General features: G+C 58.0%; 11 protein-coding genes and 1 rRNA gene. 4 read left to right on the forward strand and 8 right to left on the reverse strand.

Translation table 11 applies throughout. From position 1 onward, the window contains the following. Nucleotides 1-46 precede the first annotated feature (46 nt). From uvrC to uvrA, 4 genes are all read right to left on the reverse strand, one after another. Nucleotides 47-1,987: an excinuclease ABC subunit UvrC gene (uvrC, locus tag DW796_RS08510; protein ID WP_324249369.1), complete on the reverse strand. Its 1,941-nt coding sequence runs from the start codon at nt 1,985-1,987 to the stop codon at nt 47-49. Nucleotides 1,988-1,993: 6 nt separating this feature from the next. Beyond that, on the reverse strand, nt 1,994-3,574 hold the full coding sequence (gene murJ, locus DW796_RS08515; protein ID WP_117759563.1) for a murein biosynthesis integral membrane protein MurJ: 1,581 nt from the start codon (nt 3,572-3,574) through the stop codon (nt 1,994-1,996). Nucleotides 3,575-3,679: 105 nt separating this feature from the next. Further along, nucleotides 3,680-4,180 (reverse strand): Cys-tRNA(Pro) deacylase, encoded by a 501-nt coding sequence (gene ybaK / locus DW796_RS08520; RefSeq protein ID WP_117746693.1) that lies wholly within the window; start codon nt 4,178-4,180, stop codon nt 3,680-3,682. A gap of 132 nt (nt 4,181-4,312) precedes the next feature. Further along, nucleotides 4,313-7,192 carry an excinuclease ABC subunit UvrA gene (gene uvrA, locus DW796_RS08525; protein ID WP_118094828.1) on the reverse strand — a complete coding sequence of 960 codons (2,880 nt, stop codon included), beginning with the start codon at nt 7,190-7,192 and terminating at the stop codon, nt 4,313-4,315. A 193-nt stretch (nt 7,193-7,385) separates the two neighbouring features. Here uvrA and DW796_RS08530 point away from each other — a divergent pair, with 193 nt between their 5' ends. The 4 genes from DW796_RS08530 to DW796_RS08545 all read left to right on the forward strand — a co-directional run bounded on the left by DW796_RS08530 (nt 7,386) and on the right by DW796_RS08545 (nt 13,508). Further along, on the forward strand, nt 7,386-9,539 hold the full coding sequence (locus DW796_RS08530) for an LTA synthase family protein (RefSeq protein WP_158567718.1): 2,154 nt from the start codon (nt 7,386-7,388) through the stop codon (nt 9,537-9,539). A 145-nt stretch (nt 9,540-9,684) separates the two neighbouring features. After that, the gene (locus DW796_RS08535) at nt 9,685-10,515 is read left to right on the forward strand and encodes an Mrp/NBP35 family ATP-binding protein (RefSeq protein ID WP_022094864.1); all 831 of its coding nucleotides are present in this window, start codon (nt 9,685-9,687) and stop codon (nt 10,513-10,515) included. After that, nucleotides 10,516-11,787 carry an NAD(P)/FAD-dependent oxidoreductase gene (locus tag DW796_RS08540; protein WP_118094830.1) on the forward strand — a complete coding sequence of 424 codons (1,272 nt, stop codon included), beginning with the start codon at nt 10,516-10,518 and terminating at the stop codon, nt 11,785-11,787. It abuts the gene before it with no gap. Nucleotides 11,788-11,867: 80 nt separating this feature from the next. Next, on the forward strand, nt 11,868-13,508 hold the full coding sequence (locus DW796_RS08545) for an NAD(P)/FAD-dependent oxidoreductase (RefSeq protein ID WP_118094831.1): 1,641 nt from the start codon (nt 11,868-11,870) through the stop codon (nt 13,506-13,508). A 65-nt stretch (nt 13,509-13,573) separates the two neighbouring features. Here the strand turns inward: DW796_RS08545 and uvrB are convergent, their stop codons facing one another. The 4 genes from uvrB to rrf form a co-directional block, all read right to left on the reverse strand. Next, nucleotides 13,574-15,814, reverse strand: coding sequence for an excinuclease ABC subunit UvrB (gene uvrB / locus DW796_RS08550; RefSeq protein WP_118094832.1), 2,241 nt, complete (start codon nt 15,812-15,814; stop codon nt 13,574-13,576). Between the two features lie 51 nt (nt 15,815-15,865). After that, complete coding sequence (locus DW796_RS08555; protein ID WP_117776100.1) at nt 15,866-16,447, reverse strand: lytic transglycosylase domain-containing protein; 582 nt, start codon at nt 16,445-16,447, stop codon at nt 15,866-15,868. Continuing rightward, nucleotides 16,440-17,273, reverse strand: a complete 834-nt coding sequence (gene coaE, locus DW796_RS08560; RefSeq protein WP_233539711.1) for a dephospho-CoA kinase — start codon at nt 17,271-17,273, stop codon at nt 16,440-16,442. The genes DW796_RS08555 and coaE overlap by 8 nt, the downstream gene beginning before the upstream one ends. Before the next feature lies 1 nt (nt 17,274). Further along, nucleotides 17,275-17,390 (reverse strand): 5S ribosomal RNA (gene rrf, locus DW796_RS08565). Between the last annotated feature and the right edge of the window lie 56 nt (nt 17,391-17,446).

A 17,446-nucleotide genomic window follows, 5' to 3' on the forward strand; every position in this document is an offset into this window, starting at 1 on the left:
GATTGAAAATCACGCAATCATGTATATCAGTTGTTTAGAGGCGTGTTTAGTTTTCGGATTGCTTTGCCGCCGCCTCGGCGCGCTCGGCATTCCATGCAACGAGCGCCTCGTGAACCGCTTTGGCGACATCGGCAGGAATGCCTCGAACTTCCGCGATCTCTTGCTCGCTCGCCGCGCGCAAACGCTTCATCGAGCCAAAATGGCGCATAAGGGCACGTTTTCTGGTGGGTCCCACGCCTGGAACGTCATCGAGTACCGAAACCGTCATGGCTTTATCGCGCAATTCGCGATGGAACGTGATGGCAAAACGGTGCGATTCATCGCGCACCTGTTTAATTAGATAGAGCGACGCGGACCCGGTCGGCAGCACGACGGGAGTCTCGTCCCAAGGCACGAAAACCTCCTCATCGGCCTTTGCCAAGCCACAAACTGGTATATCGAGCCCAAGAGCCTCAAGTTGCTTGATCGCAGCGGTCAATTGCGGCTTACCGCCATCGACAACGAGCAAATCGGGGCGCGAGCCAAAGCGCTCGTCGGCCATGCGCTCGGGAGCATAACGTCGTCCCAAAACCTCGGACATCGACACGAAGTCGTTTGCCTCGTCCAATTCGGCCTGAATTTTAAAACGACGATACTGACTCTTGTCGGCGCGCCCGTTGGTAAACACCACCATCGAGGCGACCGTAAAGGTGCCATGCAGTGTAGAGATATCGAAGCACTCGATACGCAACGGCGGCGATGGCAGCGCCAACGCACTTTCGAGCTCCAGGAGCGCTTGATTGGTGCGGTCGTCAGCGTACCCCGTTCGCATCATGTAGCGCATGAGGGCATGGCGCGCATTTTTGGATGCCATATCGAGCAGACGGTGCTTTTCGCCACGCTGCGGCCTATGGAGATGGCAGGAACGCTCACGCTTGCCCGCAAGCCACTCCCCCAGCGCTTCCGCATCCTCAAGCTCGACGGAAAGGTTGACCTCAGCTGGAATATCAGCCGTCTCGTCGTAATAGCGCTTAAGAAAGCCCGACTGGAGCTCTTCCTCGTCAACATCAAGACCCTTGTCGAGAATGAACTCGCAGGTGCGAACAGTTCGGCCCTCGCGAACGACGAAGACGCAAGCGGCGGAGATGGTCTCCTCGCGATAGAAACCGATGACATCTATATCGACACTGGAGGGAAAAACGACTTGCTGACGATCGTCCAGACCCCTGATGACCTCCAAACGACGTTTGACGCGTGCCGCGCGCTCAAAGTCGAGCGCCTCAGCGGCATCCGTCATCTCGGAGGTCAGCTCATCGACGACATCCTTGCGATGGCCCGACAAAAAGCGCTCGACACGCTTGACGTTCTTGGCATAGTCTGCCGGGGAAATCGCGCCGACACACGCACCCGGGCCGCGCCCGACATGGTAGTCAAAGCAGGGGCGCCCGTTTTGCGCGCAAATCATATTGACGATGTCTTCCTCGCCCTTGTGGGACTCGACGATACGGCGACAACGACGCCACTCCGCACAGGATGCGGAGCAGATGGGGATAACCTTGCGCAGCGTATCTATCGTCTCACGTGCCGCGCGGCTATCGGTATAAGGTCCAAAATAGCGCGTTCCCGGCTTATGACGCTCACGCGTGTATTTGATAGCGGGATACAGGTCGCCCTTTGTAATGGCGATAAAGGGGTAGCTCTTGTCATCCTTGAGGTCGACGTTAAAGTACGGATGGTACTGACCAATCAAATTGCGCTCGAGCACCAACGCCTCGTGCTCGGTCTCCACCACGATATAGTCAAAGCTCGCCACCAGCTGCATCATCAGCGGGATCTTCTGGCGCTCGTCCTGCAGCGTCACGTACTGACGCATACGGGCGCGCAGGTTTTTCGCCTTGCCCACGTAGATGACATCGCCCTTGGCATCCTTCCAAAGGTAGCATCCGGGCTGCGTGGGAACGCGCGAAACCTGCTCGGCAAGCGTTGGAATGTTGTCGTGACCGGCCACGCGCACCTACTTGCGACGAAGCAGCGCCGAGACCTCGGGCATCTTAAGGACGACGGCAAGGCCAAAGGTAACAGCAAGCGAGACGACACCCGCAACGCAAACATAGCCAAGAGTAATCAGAATCGAGCCGCCAAGTGCCCCGACAAAGTGTTCAAGCGCCCACATGACGCCGGCGCCTGCGGCAGCACCCAGGCCACCGAGCAAAAGGCCAAAGAAACCGCCATGTAGGATAGATTTGACCTGAAGGCCACGCAGGCGACGACGCAGCCACCACAGCGAACAGCCGACCAAGATCACGTAGTCGACGACATACGAAAGCGCGATTGCCGGCATACCGAAGCCCAGCACAACGCCAAACAGCAGAACCGAGCCGGCCTGGCCGATGGCGGAATACAGGCAATAGCGGCTATAGGGCTTCATGTCGAGCAAGGCAGAGAAGCTCTTCTGCATCAACACGACCACGCCGTAGAGCGGCAGCGAGAACGCCAGGTAGACAAGGAACTCGGACACCAGCGCCACGCCGGATTCATCGAACTTGCCGGCACAGTAAATCATGTTGAGCGGACGCGCGAAGACAATCAGGTACAGCGCAAACGGAATCAGGAAGAACAGCATCTGGGCGACGCCACGCGAAATGCCCGTGCGAACGCTGTCGTAATCCTTCTCCTGTGCGTCGTGAGAGAGCTCGGTATAGAGCGCCGTCGAAAGCGAGGCGGCAATCAGCGCGTAGGGCAGCGTGTACCACAGGCGCGCATAGGCGATGACGGAAGGGCCAGTCTCGGGCTGGACCACCAGCGCGGCAGCGTTGGTGATAGAAGTCGAGACAAACATGCACACCGTGGCGAGCAGCGTCGGGATACCGAGCGCAATCGTCTGGCGCAGCGCGGGGTCCTTAAAGTCGATATGGATATGGGGATGCACGCCGTGCTTGCCAAGCGCGGGAATCTGACATGCCATCTGAACAAAGACACCGAGGGTCGTACCGGCCGCAATCAAGATGATGCCGGCACGTTCGCCAAACTGTGCGGACACGGGCGCAAAACCCATAAAGCTCGCAATGACGATCACATTGTTGAGGACCGGGGCAAACGTCGACCAGAAGTAGTCGCGGTGTGCGTTGAGAACGCCCGAGAACACCGAACCCAAACCATAAAACAGAATCTGGATGGCAAAGAAACGGAACATGAACGCAGCGGTATCCATGCTGCCGCCGTCACCCGAAAGGAACGATTGCGTCCAGATAAAGCCCGGGGCGAACACGGTCCCCAGCAACGAAATGCCACCCAGCACCAAAAGCAGAATGCCGAGCAGGTTGCCCACGTACTCGTTCGAGGCCTCGCGACCCTGCTCACGCCTCACGCCCATGTACACGGGCAAAAACGCCGTCACGAGCATGCCGCCCATCACGAGTTCGTAGAGCATATTGGGCAGGTTGTTGGCGACCTGATAGGAGGACGAGAGTAGCGACATGCCGATAGCGGCCGCCATTGCCCACGTGCGGATAAAACCAGTGACGCGAGACACGATGGTCAGGATGGTCATAAGCCCGGCGGAACGACCAACCGTGGAGTAGTCCGACGAGCCCATGTCGTCAGTGTCATCTCGCGATGAAGAAGCTTCGGATGAGGGTGTCTGAGGCGCAGATTCTTCTGCAAAATGAGCTCCGCGCTTCAATTCTTCCTGCGGCATCGCTCAGTCCTCTCTCGTAATCGCGGCAACTGTCGCCCCGCAAAATGCAATTAAATCATCAGGTGCAAGCTCGAGCTGATAACCACGCTTGCCTCCCGAAATAAAAATGGTATCCCAAAGGACACATGTCTCATCAATGAGCGTCCGGTAGCGTTTTTTCATACCGACCGGACTGCAGCCGCCGCGAACGTAGCCAGTCGCCGCAAGCAAATCCTTCACATGCATCATGGCCAAGGACTTCTCCCCCGCGGCACGCGCGGCGGACTTTAGATCGAGCTCGTCGGCAACAGGGATGCAGCACACGACGTGGTCGTTGGACGGCGTCACGCAGACCAAGGTCTTAAATCCTTGACCGGGCTCCTCGCCAAGCTGCTCCGAAATCGCGACCCCCAGGCCCGCCGACTCATCACCATCGTCTTCGTACGTATGTAGAACATAGGAAATGCCGGCGCTTTCCAGCTCGCGCATCGCATTGGTTTTTGGCGTCTTTACAGCCTTTGCCATGGCATATCCTTTCCCTCGCATTCGGACGCAAGGATTAAGTATATGTCCAATTCGGCTGCATACGTCACTTCGACACAGCAAGCGCCATCGAATCACAAGGAGTCGATGGCGCCCATAAACTGAATCGCCTATTTATTGAGCATCAAGTTGAGCCTGACGCTCCCGGTCACGCCTGAGCAACGGCGCCAAAAACTTGCCCGTATAACTCTGCGGACAGTCCGCAACCTGCTCCGGTGTGCCCGAAACCACGACGGTTCCGCCGCCGTTACCGCCCTCGGGGCCTATATCGATCAGACGGTCGGCAACCTTGATGACATCAAGGTTGTGTTCAATCACCAGCACCGTGTTGCCCGCATCGACCAAGCGCTGCAGCACATCGAGCAGCTGGCGGACGTCCTCAAAATGAAGGCCGGTCGTCGGCTCATCCAAAATATAGAACGTCTTGCCCGTCTGGCGTCGATGAAGCTCCTTGGCGAGCTTCACACGCTGCGCCTCGCCGCCCGAGAGCGTCGTAGCGGGCTGGCCCAGGCTCACGTAGCCCAAGCCTACATCGTACAGCGTCTGGAGCTTGCGCTTAATCTGCGGGATATTCCCAAAGAAGGCCAGTGCCTCGGTGACGCTCATGTCGAGCACGTCCGAGATGGTCTTACCACGGTAGGTGACCTCAAGCGTCTCGCGGTTATAGCGTTTGCCGCCGCAGACCTCACAGGGGACATAGATATCGGGAAGGAAGTGCATCTCGATCTTAATTTGTCCGTCGCCCTTGCATGCTTCGCAGCGACCGCCGCTCACGTTAAAGGAGAAACGTCCCGGCGAGTAGCCACGCGCCTTCGACTCCGGCGTACTCGCAAACAGCGCGCGAAGATCATCCCACAGGCCAATGTACGTAGCAGGGTTGGAACGCGGCGTGCGGCCAATCGGCGACTGGTCGATATCGATAACCTTATCGATACACTCGATGCCCTCGATTTTCTTATACGGACCCACAGGGCGCGTCGAACGGTGAATGGCATTCGTAAGGGCAGGTGCGATAGTGTCGGTAACCAGGGAGCTCTTACCCGATCCCGACACGCCGGTAACGACCGTAAGCGTACCGAACTCAATCTTGGCGGTAACGTTTTTGAGGTTGTTGGCGCGGGCGCCCGTGATCTTAAGGCAGCCGCGACCGGGCTTGCGGCGTTCATCGGGAACCCGGATCATTCGTTTGCCGGTCAGATAAGCGCCCGTCATCGACTCGGGACACGCCATGATATCGGCAGGCGTTCCCGCCGCGACTACGTGTCCGCCGTTCACGCCCGCGCCGGGGCCCATGTCGATCACATAGTCGGCAGCACGAATCGTATCCTCATCATGCTCGACGACGATGACGGTATTGCCGATATCGCGTAGGCGCTCAAGCGTCTTGATCAGGCGCTCGTTATCGCGCTGATGGAGGCCAATCGATGGCTCGTCCAAAATGTACAGCACACCCATGAGGCCGGCGCCGATCTGCGTTGCCAGGCGAATGCGCTGGGCCTCGCCTCCGGAAAGCGTCGCCGAGGCACGATCGAGGGTCAGATAGTCGAGTCCGACATCGACCAGAAAACGCAAGCGCTCCAGGATTTCCTTGACGATGCGCCCACCGATAAATTGTTGGCGCTCGGTAAGCTCCAAGCCCTCAAAAAACTCGAGCGACTCGCGGCACGATAGGCAGCAGACCTCGTAAATGGACTTACCGCCTACGGTAACGGCGAGCATCTCGGGGCGCAGACGAGCACCATGGCAACTCGAGCACGGCTCCTCGCGGATGTACTTCTCCAAGCGCGCCTTGGTGTTCTCATTCGTCGTCTCGGTATAGCGCTCGTACAGGATATTGCGCACGCCCGAGAACTTGGTGTCCCACTGGCTGCGGCGCCCATCGAGCTTTTGATAGTCGACCGAAATCTTCTGGTCGCCCATGCCGTCTAAAAACGCGCGACGCACCCGCGGAGGCAGATCCTCCCACGGCGTATCGACGCTCACCTTAAAGTGTTTGCAGACCGCAGCGAAAATCTGCGGATAGTAGTTAGAGTTGCCAAACAGGCTGCCAAAAACCCCGTCGGCGATCGACTTCGAGGGGTCTTCGATTAGGGCCTCGGCATCGACCGTCTTCTTAAAGCCCAGGCCATCGCACTCTGGGCACGCGCCATAGGGCGCGTTGAACGAGAAATCACGCGGCTGCAGGTCATCGATGGAGTGTCCATGCTCCGGGCACGCTAACGCCAGCGAATACTCCAGCAACTCGCCTTCGGTCCCCTCGGGAGCGTCGCGGTCGGGCAGCAAGTATACGTTCACATTGCCGTGCGCCAGCGCAGTCGCCTGTTCAACGGACTCGGCAATACGGCCCAGCGAGTTCTCACGGATCACGATGCGGTCGACCACGACCTCGATATCGTGCTTGAATTTCTTATCCAAATCGATAGGGTCATCAAGCGAGCGAACCTCGCCGTCGACACGCACGCGGCTAAAGCCCTCGGCGCGAAGGTCCTCAAACAGCTTGGCGTACTCGCCTTTTCGCCCGCGCACTACCGGTGCCAGCACAAACGCGCGGCGGCCCTCCCCCGCCGCCAAGACCTTGTCGGCAACCTGGTCGGTCGTCTGGCGCTCAATGACGCGGCCGCATTCGGGACAGTGCGGGGTGCCCACACGGGCGAACAGTAGGCGCAGATAGTCATAAATCTCGGTTACGGTGCCAACCGTCGAGCGAGGGTTTTTAGACGTCGTCTTTTGGTCGATCGACACCGCCGGCGAAAGGCCGTCGATTGAATCCAGGTCGGGTTTGTCCATCTGGCCCAAGAACTGGCGCGCATAGCTCGAAAGGCTCTCGACATATCGACGCTGGCCCTCGGCATAGATAGTGTCAAATGCCAGCGAACTCTTGCCCGAGCCAGAAAGACCGGTAATGACCACGAGTTGGTCGCGCGGAATGGAAACATCGATATCACGGAGGTTGTGCTCACGAGCGCCGCGAATAACGATAGAAGAATCAGACATGGAAGCTCCTTGCCTCCTATTGCATCGAATCATACTGTCGATGAGTTTAGCGCACTCGACGCGCACAGATGTTCGTAATACAAGATTCGCAGACCTTTAGCCTTGCGTATCGGGCGCTTTGTTTCTCGAAATGCCGTGGAAAGGTTACAGTAATCTAATACTGAACTTAATTTGCTGTAACAGAGGAACGTCCATGACCGAAGATATCCCCCTTGAAATCACTTCGAGCGACATGGCCAATCTGCCCATATTCATCGCCGTCCTTATCGTGGCCACCGTCGTCGTGCGCGTGTATTTTTCAATCAAACACAATGAAAAGCCGCCCATTGCCCGCGTCTTTTGGTGCGCGACGCTCCTCATCCCGCTCGGCGTGGTAGCTGCATGGATTACGAATCAATTGCTCGTAAATGAGGACAGTTCCCTATGGGTCCTTTCTTATTCGGCGCTCGGTGCTGCCGCCGTCATACTTCTTGTCGAACCCTTGGTTTCGGGACTTATCGACCAAACCGATCTTGCGACGGGAACGGTTGCCTGTATTTGCCGTGACATCCTTGTCATCGCCGCTGTTTCAGCGCTCTCGTTCGTTTCACTCGAAATTGCCTGCAACGAAACGTTCTATCGCATTCCCGCCAACTCATTCGGGTTTTCCGTCGGGCTGCTCGCAACGGTTCTGCTCTCCCTTTATTTGCTGGGACAGCGTCATGGAGGCGTCATGGCCCTCGTGCCCGTCGTCTGTTGCATCCTTGGCATTGCCGAGCACTTCGTCATAACGTTTAAAGGCGAGGCCATCCTGCCAAGCGATATCTTGGCCCTTGGCACCGCAATGGAAGTGAGCGAGGGATACGAGTTTACCTTTACCGCCGGAATCGTAACCTCTCTCGCCCTGCTGGAGATTTCCCTGGGGCTTCTTTCGCTTATCCGACCGCGAAAGCTCCGTACGCCCACCCATGTCTTCCCCGCAATCGCCGCTAACCTCTGCGCTTTTCTGCTCGTGACCGTTGTGGGGCTCTCGGGCTTTTCCAGCATCGACTTGGAGCAGGCACTGAATTTTGGATTTGACCGTTGGCAGCCCATCACCACGTATGCGTCTCAGGGTTTTATCACTTCGTTCACCGAAATGGTCAACGAGTTGCCCATTGAGAAGCCCGAAGACTATACGCCCGATGAGGCGCAGAGCATCGAGCAGGAGCTCGCCGCCGCCTACGACAGCACGTATGGCTCGAGCGAGCAGCGCGCGGCGGCCGTTGCCCAGTTCAATGAAATCAAGCCGACGATTGTTGCCGTCATGAACGAGAGTTTTAGTGACCTTTCGTGCTTTGAGCAGCTCCAGGCGGCCGGGTACACCGGCCCCGCATTCTACAACTCGCTTCCCGACACACTTGTTCGCGGCACCATGCTCGCTTCGGTCGCCGGTGGCGGAACGGCGAACTCCGAATTCGAATTTTTGACCGGAGCGACAACGGCCTTTGTCGGATTAGGCAAAATCCCCTATCAGCTGTATCAGATGAATGGCGTCAACAGCCTGGCAAAGAACCTCAAGGAGCTTGGGTATACCGCTACCGCTATGCACCCGCAAAACCCCGTCAACTACCATCGAGATAAAATCTATCAGCAGCTGGGCTTTGGAGACTTTCTTTCAATCGGCGATTTCGAAGGTGCGCCCTGTTACCATGCCGGCGTATGCGACTACGCCACCTACGACAAGATACTCGACCTGCTTAGAACCGACGAAGCCCCGCAGTTCATCTTTGACGTCACGATGCAAAATCACGGCGGCTACGACTATGGCACCGTTCCCGCCGAGGAGCTGACAAACTATTGGGTCGAGGGAGCCAGCGAGGGCGCCAATAGCGCGCTCAACACCTATCTTACCTGCATCAACGCATCCGACCGGGACCTCGAGTACTTTATCAACGAGCTCCGCAATATCGGCAGACCGGTTGTCCTTGTCTTTTTTGGCGACCATCAGCCGAGCGCCGCAACGACTCTCAACGACGAGCTGTACCCTCAGGAAGATACGGCAAGCCACGCTTTCCGTATCTATCAGTCAACATATTTCGTCTGGGCTAACTATGAAATCGCCGGCGATACCGAGCTCAACGTCTACGACACCGTCGGGGCAAACGAGATTGCAGCCATTACCCTTAATAAGATCGGCGCCCCGCTCACCGACTATCAAAAGGCTCTGCTAGCAACAAGGTCAGATGTGCCCACCATCAATGTCGCCGGCTACCTCGGTGCCGACGGGCTGCGCTACGACTTGGAATCTGAAGACAGCCCATACGCCTCGACGATCGACAAGCTGCAGCGCATGCAATACCTCGAGTTCGCCAGCAAAGTTCAGTAAGCCCGCCCATTCGCTTGGACCCATCGTATTGCAAGCACGCTCGGCCCAAATGAATCGCAAATGACTCCCGCTCGCAAACGAGGGTACAATGACGCTCGTGTCACACCACGGGGCCCCGGCCCCAACATATACAAAGGAGTCATACATGGGTTGCGAGCACGCACAGGCCGCCGGCGGACAAACGTCGCCGTCGCAATTTGAGGAGAACACGCTGTCCGAGGTCAAACGCGTCATCGCCGTGCTTTCCGGCAAGGGCGGTGTCGGCAAGTCGTTTGTCACCGGTGCCATCGCCACCGAGCTTGCCCGTCACGGCCACAAGGTCGGCGTCCTCGATGCCGACATCACCGGTCCCTCTATCCCCAAGATGTTCGGTATGAGCGGACGCCACGTCCATGCCCTTGGCAACCTTATGCTGCCCGAAATCTCCGAACACGGCGTCAAGGTCATGAGCTCCAACCTGCTGCTCCAAAACGAGACCGACCCCGTCCTTTGGCGCGGTCCGGTCATCGCAGGCGCCATTAGGCAGTTCTGGAGCGAGACCTCGTGGGGCCCCATCGACTACCTGCTGGTCGACATGCCTCCGGGAACAGGCGACGTCGCGCTCACCGTCTTCCAGTCGCTGCCCGTCGACGGCATCGTCATCGTCACGAGCCCGCAGGATCTGGTCTCGATGATCGTCGCCAAGGCGGTCAACATGGCCGAGAAGATGAACGTCCCCATTCTGGGCATTGTCGAGAACATGAGCTATATTGAGTGCCCCGACTGCGGCAAGAAGATCGAGGTCTTTGGCAAGAGCAAGCTCCCCGAGGTCGCAGAGCGCTATAACCTCGACATCTTGGGCCAGCTTCCCATTAATCCGGCACTCGCCGAGGCCTGCGATAAGGGCGAGGTCGAGACCGCGCTGCCCGATGGCATGTTGCCCAAGGCAGTCTCTGCCGTCGAGGCTATTACCCCGCACGAGACCGACGAGGCCTAAGTGAACGCGAGCGCCCTCTATGACGTCTTGGTAATCGGCGGCGGGGCTTCAGGCCTCGCCGCCGCCATTACGGCCGCACGCGCTGGCAAAAGCGTCTGCATCGTTGAGCGCGATGTCGCCTGCGGCCTCAAGCTCCTTGCGACCGGTAACGGCCGTTGCAACCTCTCCAACGAATCGATTGATCCTCAGCGGTATAACCACCCCGCATTCGTCGAATCCGTCATGGGCCCCCAGCCCGAACAAGAGCTTATGGGTTTCTTCTCCTCGCTGGGCATCATGACAACCTCCGAGGAAGGCCGGCTGTACCCGCGCTCCCTTCGCGCCGAATCGGTGCGCGACGCGCTTCTCAGCGTTTGCGACCGCCTAGGTATCACCTTAATCTGCGGAGCCAACGTTGCCTCGGCGTACAAAGCTTCCGAAGGCTGGGCACTCCAAATAGACCGTCCAGCGCGGGCGCTCAAGGCAAAAAAGCACGACGACCGAAAATCGGAGCTCCGCTCGCTTCGGAAGGCGCTCGCCGATGTCCCTCGCAAGAACGAGGCCCTGCAGGCACATGCCGTAATTATCGCTACGGGCGGCAACCCCACCGGTATCGCCGATACGTTTCGCTTTCCCCTCACTTCGCTGCGCCCCATCCTCTGCCCCGTATCGGCAACGGTCGTTGGCGATCGAGCGGCACTCAAGACGTTGGATGGCCTGCGCGTCCGTGCCCGCTTGACGCTCGCCCGCAATCATAATGAGCTCTGGCACGAAGACGGTGAAGTGCTGTTTCGAACCTTCGGTATCTCGGGTGTCGCTGTCTTCAACCTCTCTCGTCGTATCCAGCACGGCGATACGATCCTGCTCGACGTTTTCCCCGACCTCTCCAAAGACGAGTTGCTCGATATGCTCAACCGGCGCGTTGAGCTGTTCGGTGACTTTTCACCCCGCGATCCCCGTTGGCTCGACGGCATGCTCGCCCCGCAACTCTCCCGCGTCGTCTGCACAGCGTTCGAGCAGTGCCATCCAGGCTCCAACGATGTCATCCATCTGGTCTCGATCCTCAAGCACTTTAAGTTGCTCGTCGAGGGAACAGCCGAGGAGCGCTCAGCGCAGGTCACGCGTGGTGGCGTATCTGTCGAGAGTATCTCAACACCCAGTCTACGCGCGCGCAGCGTTGTCGACGCTCCGCTTTACGTTTGCGGTGAAGCGCTCGACATCGACGCCGATTGCGGAGGCTTTAACCTTGCGTGGGCCTGGATCTCGGGCATTCGCGCTGCAAGCAGCCTGTAGCCGCGCAGTCTATAATCAAAAACACATTCGGGCCGTCTGGGATACCGGACGGCCTCTTTCTTGCCTCTAAGGAGACCTCGATGATCGAAATCACCCAAGTCAACGCGTCGCTCGATGAAGCCGGCGATGAAAATGCCTGTCTCATTGTTGGCAAGCGAGTCGCCAAGCGCGTCCTACGTTGCAAGGACTCCGAGATCAAGTCCATCGAGCTCCACCGCAAGTCAATCGACGCTCGCAAAAAACGAGACGTCCATTTTATCCTGAGCTTTCGTGTTGAGCTGACTAGTCCCCACCTCGAGCGAGAAGCGGTCGACAGCGTTGCCGAGCGTGACCGCTCGCGCGTACGCGCGATAGAAGACGATGAGCCTTCATTCCCCTCCCCCGCCTCCGACGCGCCTCAAGAACGCCCTGTCGTTGTCGGCGCCGGATGCGCCGGCCTTTTCGCTGCGCTTACGCTCGCCGAAGCAGGTCTTAAGCCCTTGCTCATCGAGCGCGGCGACCCGGCATTTCGCCGCTCGCAGGCGATCGACCTCTTTCTAAAGGAGCGCATCCTCGACCCCGAGAGCAATATCCAGTTTGGCCTGGGCGGCGCGGGAACCTTCTCGGACGGCAAACTCAATACGGGAACCAAAAATCCCGCCCATCGCCTTATCCTCGAAACCTTCGTCGAGGCGGGCGCGCCCCGCGATATTCTGTGGGATGCCAAGCCGCACATTGGCTCCGACATCCTTCCCACGGTTGTCACCGCTATATCCCAGCGCATCGAGCAGCTCGGAGGTGTCGTCCGTTATCGAACGAAGCTCGTCGACATTCGCATCGACGCGTCTGGCGCCATCACCGGTATTGATGTCCAATCGTCCCAAGACGCCGCTTGCGAGCCAATCGAGACAAAGCACCTCATCCTCGCCTGCGGGCATTCTGCTCGCGATATTTTTGAGCTCCTTAAGGGCCACAACGTGGCCCTCGCACAAAAGACCTTTGCCATGGGCGTTCGCATCGAGCATCCGCAGCGCGACATCGACCGAGTCCAATACGGAGCCTCGGCGGGACATCCTGCCCTCGGAGCAGCCCCTTACAAGCTCGTCGCCCATCTTCCCAACGGCCGCAGCGTGTTCTCGTTTTGCATGTGCCCCGGCGGGCAGGTTGTCGCCGCCTCTTCCGAGCAGGGCCACCTGTGCGTCAACGGCGCCAGTCTCAATGCCCGCGGCGGATGCAACGCAAATGCCGCCCTGCTCGTTAACGTCACACCCGAGGACCTTCCCAACGATGACCCGCTCGCCGGCATCGAGCTCCAGCGTGCCTGCGAGGCGGCCGCCTATCGCCTGGGCGGTTCCAACTGGAACGCACCGGCACAGCTCGTCGGAGATTTCCTCGCAGGACGTGCCAGCAAGGCGCCCGGAAAGGTAAAGCCCACCTATCCGCTCGGTGTGACCTGGACGGCAATTGACGAAGCCCTGCCGCAGCATATCGTCGAGTCGCTCCGCCTGGGACTTCCCCTACTCGGAAAAAAGCTGCGCGGCTACGACCGCCCCGACGCCGTTCTTACCGGCGTGGAGACTCGTTCGAGCTCACCGGTCACCGTCACCCGAGACCGAACGTGCCATGCCGTGTCGACCCCGGGCCTCTATCCTTGTGGTGAGGGAGCTGGATATGCCGGCGGCATCATGAGCGCGGCCACCGACGGCATCCGTTGTGCCGAAGCCCTGATCGCAGACCTCTAACGCACGAATTCCAGCGCGCAAAAGACACAGGCCCCAAGCTCCACAGGGAACTCGGGGCCTGTTCACTATTTCTTAAACCGTGCACCCTGGCGTTTTCTGCCCGATGCGAACGTGGAACCCTTGCGGGCCTGCGAACGTAAGCGCTCAATCGTCTCGTCCTCAGACGCACCCTCGAGCATCGCTCGAATCTGAACGACGGCATCGCGCAGGCGCGCCGCCTCCTCAAAGTCCATGGCAGCAGAAGCGTTACGCATATCCTCTTCCATGGTTTCGACGATCCGCACGAGCTCGTCATGCGGCAGTTCTTCCAACTGCTCCGCAAGTGTCTGCTCGGGCGCCACCGTTTCCGGCACGCCACCCTCGCCCGACTCATCGGGCGTATAGAATGCGCCATGGCCAAGAGAGTCGCCCTTCGAGCGTCCCTTGGAACCCACGGTTTTTTCGGCCTCGGCAATAAAACTTGAGATGTCGTTGATGGCCTTGCGCACCGTCTTGGGCACAATGCCATGCTCTTCGTTATATGCCATCTGAATCTCGCGACGGCGCTGCGTCTCCTCGATGGCCTCTTTCATCGAATCGGTCATAACGTCTGCATACATGATGACTTCGCCATCGGCGTTACGGGCCGCGCGGCCAATCGTCTGAATCAGCGAACGGCGGTTGCGCAAGAAGCCTTCCTTATCGGCATCGAGAATTGCCACCAGTGAGACCTCGGGGAGATCCAAGCCCTCGCGAAGCAGGTTGATACCAACGAGAACATCGATCTTTCCCTCGCGCAGCGTTCGCAGGATCTCGACACGGTCCATCGTCGCTGTATCGGAGTGCATGTAATTGACCTTAATGCCGGCATCAAGCAGATGGTCGGTCAGGTCCTCGGCCATGCGCTTGGTGAGCGTGGTCACCAGTACGCGCTCCTTGCGCACCACGCGCTCGCGAATCTCGTCCTCAAGATCGTCAATCTGCCCACGAACCGGACGCACATCAATCTTGGGGTCGAGCAGACCGGTCGGACGAATAATCTGCTCAACGTCGTTTTGGCTCACCCGCAGCTCATAGTCGCCCGGCGTGGCCGAAACATAGATGAACTGGGGAATCCTCGCCTCAAACTCATCGAAACGAAGTGGGCGGTTATCGAGCGCCGAGGGCAGACGAAAACCGTGTTCCACCAGCGTCACCTTACGCGAGCGGTCACCTTCGTGCATGCCGCGAATCTGCGGCACCGTCACATGGCTCTCATCGATGATGCAGAGCATATCCTTGGGAAAGTAATCGATCAGGGTAAACGGCGGCTCACCCGGCTTGCGACCGTCCAGATGACGCGAGTAGTTCTCGATACCGTTACAAAAACCCATGGTCTCGAGCATCTCAAGATCATAATCGGTGCGCTGCTGCAGACGCTGCGCCTCGAGCAACTTATCAGTCGCCTTGAGCTCGGCCACACGTTTCTCGCACTCTTCGCTGATCGATTTCAGAGCCGCCTTGACCTTCGGCTTCTCGGTCACGTAGTGCGAGGCCGGCCACACGGGGATGGCCTCGTACTCACGAAGCATCTCTCCGGTGACCTCATCGATCTCGGCAATCAGCTCGACCTCGTCGCCAAAGAACTCAAACCGCAACGGATGCTCGGCATAAGGCGGATACACGTCGACGACATCGCCACGCACGCGGAACGTGCCGCGCGCCAGGTCATAGTCATTGCGATCATATTGAATGTCGATAAGTGCGTGGATAAAGTCATCGCGCTCGAGCGGCACCTTCTTGTCGACGTTTGGAGCCAGACCCGCATAGTCCTCAGGAGAGCCAATGCCATAGATACACGAGACCGATGCGACAACGATCACATCGCGTCGAGAGAGCAGCGATGCGGTCGCCTGATGTCGCAGCATCTCGACCTCTTCGTTAATCGAGGAGTCTTTCTCGATATATGTATCGCTTTGCGGCACATACGCCTCGGGCTGATAGTAGTCGTAGTACGAGACAAAGTAGACCACAGCGTTGTTGGGAAAGAACTCTTTGAGCTCGCTCGCAAGCTGAGCGGCGAGCGTTTTATTGGGAGCCATGACAAGCGTCGGCTTCCCCAGGGCCTCGATGGTTTTAGCCATCGTAAAGGTCTTGCCCGAACCAGTCACGCCCAGCAAAACCTGATAGCGATCTCCATCCCTCACGCCCTGCACAAGCGACTCAATGGCCTTAGGCTGAGAACCTGCAGGCTCATAAGGAGATACAACCTTAAATGGCACCGCAGAGCCCTCAACGCCAAAACGTTTGAGCTCTCCTCCAACACGCTCAACTTCAAATTCCGCCATGGATACTCCTAACTCATATATCTGCAGTATACGCAGGCGGCAGGCATAGTCCTATACGAACCGATCGGGATAGAGGGTCTTATAGCGAACCCAGGCATTATTGACACGAATCAGATACGCCTGCGTCTCGGGAAAGGTGATTGCATTATGAAGCGAAGTGCTCTGCTGCGCCCAACCGTCGACATTGCCCATGCCAGCGTTATAGGCAGCAATGGCACTGTCGGTCGACCCGTTAAAATACGTTAGAAGATACGAAAGATACGCACAGCCAAACTCGATGTTCGTAGCGGGATCGTTAAGGTTGTCGGCTGAATACTCGCTACCATCGACAAGACCTTTGGCAATCATATCCTGGGCAGTCTCGGGCATCAGCTGCATTAATCCCCGAGCGCCTTGATTCGACTCGGCCTCGGGATCCCAATTCGATTCCGACTTTATGACAGCACACACCAGATACGGATCAAGATTGTGCGAAATGCTCGATTGCTTTACGTACGCCTCGTAGTCAATCGGATACAAAGGCTTAAAGAAAGCGGCAGGAGCATACGAGTAGACGAGCGAAATAAGGCCAAAGACGAACACAACGGCAAGTGGCGCCACGCGATACCACGTAAAGAAACGTGTCCTAGGCATCGACCTCCTCCTTATCCACTACATCCCCGAAGCCATGGCGCACAAGCCAAGCGTCCAGTTGTTCAAAGAGCGAGTTATCGCCCGCCGCATTATCGATTACCGTCGAAGCGAGATTGCAAAGCGAAGCCTCATCAGGTTGGCATGCAGAACGCGCATCAAAATCAGAGGGCTCCATACCACGATGAATAGCACGCCCGCGACGAACTGCTAAAGGAGCGCTGATAACCAGAATTTCATCAGCCAGGCCAAAAGCATCCTCAAAACCAGTCGGGGCAGAAACCTCGACAACCGCAAAGGGATAACGGGGGGACGAAACCGTGCAGCAAACCGGATCAAGAATCCTAAGCGAAAGCTGCTCAATGAGAACGGGGTGCACAATGCTATTGAGCCTCGCGACCGCATCAGGAGAAACAAAAGCTCGAGAAGCGAGGATGTTACGGCGAACGCCGCCCTCCTCGTCCAAAATATCCCAGCCAAATTCTTCCGCGAGGGCATTGACGATATCGGAGCCTGGCACATACAGCGATTTGGCAAGCTCGTCCAGATCGATAAGCATGGCGCCATGAGATTCGAGATAGCGGCAGGCAGTCGACTTACCCGAAGCAATATTGCCCAAGACAAAAACGGTAAACATCAAGTCCTCCCTAACGCCAATGGGAGTTATTATCGCGCAAATACAAAAGAAGGACTCAAAATACAGCCAAACAGTAAGACAAGCTAAAAGAAGGCGAGTTCTTGTATTACAGCTCTCTATAAAACGCAAAAAAGGGGGAGGCCGCGAGGCCTCCCCCTTCTTCAAGTCTTGCGACGGCTCGGTGCCGTCCACCGGTCAGCGGCGCCCTGGCCTCCCACGGGCTGGCCCCGCAGTACTCTCGGCGCGATGGGGCTTAGCTTCCGGGTTCGGAACGGGACCGGGCGTGCCCCCCATGCTCTGGCCGCTGACCGGTGGGCGGCGCCCACCGTTCACGGTGTCCTGGGTCTAACATCTACGTGCCCTGG

Source organism: Collinsella sp. AM31-2AC, assembly GCF_003469285.1.
In the GTDB taxonomy this organism is placed as follows: domain Bacteria; phylum Actinomycetota; class Coriobacteriia; order Coriobacteriales; family Coriobacteriaceae; genus Collinsella; species Collinsella aerofaciens_AT.

Bases quoted from the DNA above. Each gene is read 5' to 3' on its own strand.
- murJ (WP_117759563.1), bottom strand. From the start codon at position 3,574: ATGGGCTCGTCGGACTACTCCACGGTTGGTCGTTCCGCCGGGCTTATG.
- ybaK (WP_117746693.1), bottom strand. From the start codon at position 4,180: ATGGCAAAGGCTGTAAAGACGCCAAAAACCAATGCGATGCGCGAGCTG.
- uvrA (WP_118094828.1), bottom strand. From the start codon at position 7,192: ATGTCTGATTCTTCTATCGTTATTCGCGGCGCTCGTGAGCACAACCTC.
- DW796_RS08530 (WP_158567718.1), top strand. From the start codon at position 7,386: ATGACCGAAGATATCCCCCTTGAAATCACTTCGAGCGACATGGCCAAT.
- DW796_RS08535 (WP_022094864.1), top strand. From the start codon at position 9,685: ATGGGTTGCGAGCACGCACAGGCCGCCGGCGGACAAACGTCGCCGTCG.
- DW796_RS08545 (WP_118094831.1), top strand. From the start codon at position 11,868: ATGATCGAAATCACCCAAGTCAACGCGTCGCTCGATGAAGCCGGCGAT.
- uvrB (WP_118094832.1), bottom strand. From the start codon at position 15,814: ATGGCGGAATTTGAAGTTGAGCGTGTTGGAGGAGAGCTCAAACGTTTT.
- DW796_RS08555 (WP_117776100.1), bottom strand. From the start codon at position 16,447: ATGCCTAGGACACGTTTCTTTACGTGGTATCGCGTGGCGCCACTTGCC.